Annotated in this window: 4 protein-coding genes and 3 pseudogenes; all 7 read left to right on the top strand. The window is 44.5% G+C overall.

Annotated features, from left to right (window positions below):
• Positions 1-122 precede the first annotated feature (122 nt).
• A pseudogene (locus B9T16_RS24450) lies at positions 123-1,292 on the top strand (group II intron reverse transcriptase).
• Between the two features lie 766 nt (positions 1,293-2,058).
• Positions 2,059-2,625: pseudogene (locus tag B9T16_RS24455) on the top strand (IS630 transposase-related protein); the annotation flags it as partial.
• Positions 2,626-3,299: 674 nt separating this feature from the next.
• Positions 3,300-3,524 (top strand): reverse transcriptase N-terminal domain-containing protein, encoded by a 225-nt coding sequence (locus tag B9T16_RS24460; protein ID WP_014275535.1) that lies wholly within the window; start codon positions 3,300-3,302, stop codon positions 3,522-3,524.
• Positions 3,525-3,545: 21 nt separating this feature from the next.
• Positions 3,546-3,767: a hypothetical protein gene (locus B9T16_RS24465; protein WP_014275534.1), complete on the top strand. Its 222-nt coding sequence runs from the start codon at positions 3,546-3,548 to the stop codon at positions 3,765-3,767.
• A complete protein-coding gene (locus B9T16_RS24470; protein ID WP_014274255.1) occupies positions 3,727-3,957 on the top strand; it encodes a reverse transcriptase domain-containing protein in 231 nt (76 codons plus the stop codon). The genes B9T16_RS24465 and B9T16_RS24470 overlap by 41 nt, the downstream gene beginning before the upstream one ends.
• A complete protein-coding gene (locus B9T16_RS24475) occupies positions 3,947-5,098 on the top strand; it encodes a group II intron reverse transcriptase (protein ID WP_014275533.1) in 1,152 nt (383 codons plus the stop codon). The genes B9T16_RS24470 and B9T16_RS24475 overlap by 11 nt, the downstream gene beginning before the upstream one ends.
• Positions 5,099-5,903: 805 nt before the next feature.
• Positions 5,904-6,276 (top strand): annotated as a pseudogene (locus tag B9T16_RS24480) (IS630 transposase-related protein); the annotation flags it as partial.

A 6,276-nucleotide genomic window follows, 5' to 3' on the forward strand; every position in this document is an offset into this window, starting at 1 on the left:
TGTTCCCACTGACAAAGGGGTATCCACATCAGGAGCYGTATGAGATGAAAGTCTCAAGTACGGTTTTGAAGTGGAGTTGGGGAAGGTGACTTCCCTTTCGACCATAACAAAATGCTCTTACCGTGAACCATGACTACCTACTGTCAAAAATTCATTGTCCAAGCAACCTAAAAAGAGACCTGAAACAATGGCTCAAAGCAGGCGTGCTAGATAACGGTGTATTTGAGGATACAGAAGCAGGGACACCCCAAGGAGGGGTAATAAGTCCAATACTCGCCAACATCGCACTGTTGGGCATGATTAGGTTAATAGAAACAATGTATCCCAAGAAAAAGAACAGGGTGCAAGCCAATGTCATAAGATACGCCGATGATTTCGTAGTAATTTCAAAAGACCTAGGAATCATTGAACAGTGCAAAACTGCTATTTCTGAATGGCTAAAGCCTGTTGGATTAGAGATTAAACCTGAAAAAAATCGAATCTGCCATACACTCAAATCTATTGAGTATAATGGCAAAACAGAGAAACCCGGATTTGATTTTCTAGGATTCAACATTAGGCAATATCCAGCAGGAAAATATAAATCTGGGAAAACAGGGGGAATGGCAAGCCGATTAATCGGTCACAAGACCCACATTAAACCCAGCCAAAAAGCAGTTGCCCACACAGAAGTGATAAAAGGTGTAATCAAACAATATAAAAAAGCACCTCAATTTGCACTGATAAATAAACTAAACCCAATTATTAGGGGATGGTCCAACTATTACTCAGCGGTAGTCTCAACAGAGACCTTCAGGAAACTAGACCTCATAATCTGGCAAATGTTACGGGCATGGACAGTATCAAGATGCGGAAAGGCAAGTCACGAAAAGCTAAGAAATTATTTCAGACATRGAACAATTAAACTTAGCAATGGGAAAGAAAGGCACGAAAATTGGCTGTTCCAAACCAAAGATGGGTGACATCTGTTCAATCACAATTGGACTCCAATTACCAGACATACCCTAATACGCCCTGACGCAACACCATACGACGGAAATTGGACTTACTGGGCAACCAGGAGAGGACAAGCAATCGACACGCCAATCAGGGTAGCAAAACTACTCAAAAAACCAAAAGGTAGATGTACCTGGTGTGGGCAATTCTTTACCCCATCAGATTTAATTGAAGTAGACCACATTGTACCTAGAAGCCATGGCGGAAAGGATGAATACAAAAACCTTCAACTATTACATCGCCATTGTCACGATGATAAAACAGCTCTTGATGAAGAGATAATGCTGTACTCTTAACAAGGAGACGGTCAAACTAGGAGCCGTATGAGGTGAAAGTCTCAAGTACGGTTTTGAATGGGAGGGGTAGACCGTGAGGTCTATCTCGACCCCTAATTGCGAGACGTTCAGGCATCAAATAGGGCTGCAATGCCCGAAATAACTGCCTGGTGAGGATTTCTACCCCTTGGTTGAATATAAGGAGCGCACTCCTGACCATCCTCATAACTGTTTATATGTCCCGACGTTTGGAAAAATCCAAACAAGGCAGGGAACTCAAGGTCATAAACAAACTGAGAAATCAGGGAGTAGAGAGTAACGGCGATAGCCACCCCCAGTTTCAGGATACACAACCCGTCAGATTGAAGCGGGGAACGGAAGGCGTGAAGTAGAACTTACTACCAGATGCGACCACTGCCAATCATCCAGGATTAGGGAAACCAAATGTCTGGCTTGAACCATCGTAATTAGTAAGCAGCGAAATAGGTTGATACGCTGCGCTCAAAAGAGTAAGGGGAAAAGTAGGATAATCTTATCAATACCTACACAGACCTTTAAAAGTACCCCGGTGGAGAGGACAAATCTAAAGATGAAATGCCCATATAAACGGAACGTTGTAATCCCTCTTAGGCTCTGAGAGTATGGTCGATACCTCAGTAGTGACAAGTGTAAGCGGATGGTGCGAGACGTTCGGGTATTAAATAGGGCTGAAATGCCCGAAATATAGCACCAGACAGGAAAGTTAGGACGTATAATGGAGAGGACGAGATGACTAAGAAGACCAAAAATGCCAGATCCCTATAGTTACGGCCTCAGACAAAAAGTTATTGATGCAATTGAACTAGACGGTATGCCCAAAACAGAAGCCAGTCAAGTTTTCCATGTCAGCCGGAACACCATTAATCTCTAGCTGCAAAGAAAAGCACAGACCGGAGACTTCCTCCCTAAACCTAATCACCGACCTGGCAATAACCACAAAATTACCGACTGGCAAAAATTCAAGGCTTTTGCCCAAGAGCATGGCGATCAAACCTCCGCTCAAATGGCTCAACTTTGGGATGACGACATCTCTCCTCGCACCATATCCAGAGCCTTGAAGAAAATTGGCTTCACCAGAAAAAAAACTTACGGCTACCAAGAACGTGATCAGCAACAGCGAGAGGAGTTTATTGCTCAGATTGAACATATGGAGCCACAAGAAGTGGTTTACCTCGATGAAGCCGGCATGAATAGTCAAGACTCGGATTACCCTTATGGTTACTGCGAGGAAGGAAAACGCTTCGATGCCCTCAAATCMGGGAAGAGGCAGGGCAGGGTGAGCTATATGGCCGCATGGTGTTATCAACAACTCTTAGGTGCGAGACGTTTAGGAGTCAAATAAGGCTGCAATGCCTGAAATGACCTCCTAGTGGGACTTACACCCCTTGGTGGAATATAAGGGATTCGCACCCCTGACCATCCCATAACTGTTTATATGTCCCAACGCTTGGAGAAACCTAAGCAAGGCAGGGAACTCAAGGTCATAAACCAACTGAGAAATTAGGGCGTTGAGAGTAACGGCGATAGCCACCCCCAATTTCAGGAATCACAACCCGTCAGATTGAAGCGGGGAACGGAAGGCGTGAGGTAGAACCCACTACCAAGATGCGACCACTGCCAACCATCCATGATTAGGGAAACCGAATGTCCGGCTTGAACCATCGTCATTAAGAAGTAGCGAAATAGGTTGATACGCTGCACTCAAAAGAGTAAGGGGAAAAGTAGGGGTTTCTAAGTACTACCTACACAGACCTTTTAAAGTACCCCGGTGGAGAGGACAAATCTAAAGATGGAATGCCCATATAAACGGAACGTTTTAACCCCTCTTGGGCTCTGACAATCTGGTCGAGAAAGTCAGTAGTAAAAAGTGTAAGCGCAAGCCCATTAGGGAGGGAGATGTGACCAGAAGCCAATGCCCGACATTAATAGTAGGGATATGCTAACAGGTCACGGTTTGATTGTAAGAAATAGAGTCTAGTAGGTGTACAAATGGCGATAGCGAGTTTAAAGAAAGGGTTTGGGAAACCAAAACTAATCAAGACTACGAACAACGCATGGAAGGCCATCCCATGGACTAAGGTTCAACGGAAAGTCTTCAAGCTCCAAAAGAGTATATTTCAAGCGGCTAAATCGGGACAAGACGCAAAGGCACGAAGGTGGCAACGTCTACTGGTGAAATCATATTATGCCCGACTCTTAGCAGTGCGACTGTAGGGGCGGGTTCCACGGTCAGCCATGCTTCCCAACAGTCAGCTTAATAAACCCGCCCCCCAAGCGGGTCAAGGCAAGAAAACAGCCGGAGTTGATGGAATAAGAGTAATCTCTCCACGACAAAGGTTAGAACTTGTTGAAAACATTAAGGGAAACCTCAAAGCAAAACCACTGCGACGGGTTTGGATTCCAAAACCTGGTAGGGATGAAAAAAGCTGGAATAGGAATACCCACAATCCAAGATAGAGCAAGGCAAGCCTTGGTTAAGTCGGCTCTCGAACCTGAATGGGAATCGAGATTTGAAGGCACAAGCTACGGGTTCCGTCCTGGACGGTCAGCCCACGATGCAATAAGCAGAATTTATACTGCCATAAATCAAGGACAATACTATGTTCTTGATGCCGATATAGCAAAATGCTCTTACCGTGAACCATGATTACCTACTGTCCAAAATTCATTGTTCAAGCAGCCTAAAGAAAGACCTAAAACAATGGCTCAAATCGGGTGTGCTGGATAACGACGTATTTGAGGATACAGAAGCAGGGACACCTCAAGGAGGGGTAATAAGTCCAATACTCGCCAAGATCGCACTGTTGGGAATAGAAAGGCTAGTTAAAGGAATGTATCCAAATAAAGGCACAGCCACTCAGGTGAACCTTATAAGATATGCCGATGATTTTGTGGTCATCTCCAAAGACCTAGGAATCATTGAACAGTGCAAAACTGCTATTTCTGAATGGCTAAAACCTGTAGGACTAGAAATAAAACCTGAAAAGACTCGAATCTGTCATACACTCAAAACTATTGAGTATGGCGGCAAGACAGAGAATCCAGGGTTCGACTTTCTAGGATTCAATATCAGGCAATACCCCGTAGGAAAACACAAGACTGGAAAAAGCACAAATGGGAAACCATTAGGGTTCAAAACCCTTATCAAACCCAGCAATAAAGCAGTCAAAGCCAACACAGAAGTGATTAAAGGTGTAATAGAACAACATAAAACAGCACCTCAATCAGCCCTGATTAACAAACTAAACCTAATTATTCGGGGATGGTCAAATTATTACTCAGCGGTAGTCTCATCAGAGACCTTCAATAAGCTAGACAAAACAGTTTGGCAAATATTAAGGGCATGGACAGTTTCAAGATGCAATAAGGCAAATTACGAAAAGCTAAGGAATTACTTCAGAAGTGGAATAGTTAAACTTAGCAATGGTAAAGAAAGACATGAAACTTGGTTGTTCCAAACCAAAGATGGGTTACATCTATATAAACACAACTGGACTCCAATTGTCAGACATACCTTAATACGCCCAAAAGCAACACCATACGACGGAAACTGGACTTACTGGGCAACCAGGAAAGGACAAGCAATCGACACGCCAACTAGGGTAGCAAAACTTCTCAAAAAAAAAGGTAGATGTACCTGGTGTGGGCAATACTTTACCCCATCAGACTTAATTGAAGTAGACCACGTTGTACCTAGAAGCCAAGGCGGAAAGGATGAATACAAGAATCTTCAACTATTACATCGCCATTGTCACGATGATAAGACAGCTCTTGATGAAGAGATGTAGCTGTACTCTTAACAAGGAGATGGTCAAACTAGGAGCCGTATGAGGTGAAAGTCTCATGTACGGTTCTGCTGCTGAATGGGAGGGGTAGACCGTGAGGTCTATCTCGACCCCTAATACTGATCCGATACCTAAATTTTAGAAATTTTGGCGATCGCCTACTCAAAACATCGCCAAACCCGCTACAACAAGATAAGAGGTGCGAAACGTTCAGGCACGCGCATAGGGTTGCAATACCCGAAATAACTACCCGGTGGGACTTCCACCCCTTGGTGGAATATAGGGAGTCGCTTCCCTGACCATCCCATAACTGTTTATATGTCCCGACGTTTGGAAAAATCCAAACAAGGCAGGGAACTTAAGGTCATGAACAAACTGAGAAATCAGGGAGTAAAGAGTAACGGTGACAGCCACCCCCAGTTTTGGGAATCATAACCCCAGGACTGAAGCGGGGAACGGAAGGCGTGAAGKAGAACCTACTACCAGATGCGACCACTGCCAACCATCCATGATGAAGGAAACCGAACGTCKGGCTTGAACCATCGTAACTATTGGGCAGCGAAATAGGTTGAAACGCTGCCGCTTAAAAAGGCAAGGGGAAAAGTGGGAGTCTGTTGGTACTACCCAGAAGCAACGAAAGTTGTGCATAGACCTTTAAAGTACCCCGGTGGATAGGACGAATCTAAAGATGGAATGCCCGCATAGATGGAACGTTTAAACCCCTCATTGGCTCTGCTAATAAATATAGCACCAGACAGGAAAGTTAGGACGTATAATGGAGAGGACGAGATGACTAAGAAGACCAAAAATGCCAGCCCCCTATAGTTACGACCTCAGACAAAAAGTTATTGATGCAATTGAACTAGACGGTATGCCCAAAACAGAAGCCAGTCAAGTTTTCCATGTCAGCCGGAACACCATTAATCTCTGGCTGCAAAGAAAAGCACAGACCGGAGACTTCCTCCCTAAACCTAATCACCGACCTGGCAATAACCACAAAATTACCGACTGGCATAAATTCAAGGCTTTTGCCCAAGAGCATGGCGACAAAACCTCCGCTCAAATGGCTSAACTTTGGGATGACGACATCTCTCCTCGCACCATATCCAGAGCCTTGAAGAAAATTGGCTTCMCCAGAACAAAAAACTTACGGCTACCAAGACCGTGCTCAGCAACAGCGA

The organism is Arthrospira sp. PCC 8006 (genome assembly GCF_046480465.1).
Lineage (GTDB): Bacteria > Cyanobacteriota > Cyanobacteriia > Cyanobacteriales > Microcoleaceae > Limnospira > Limnospira platensis.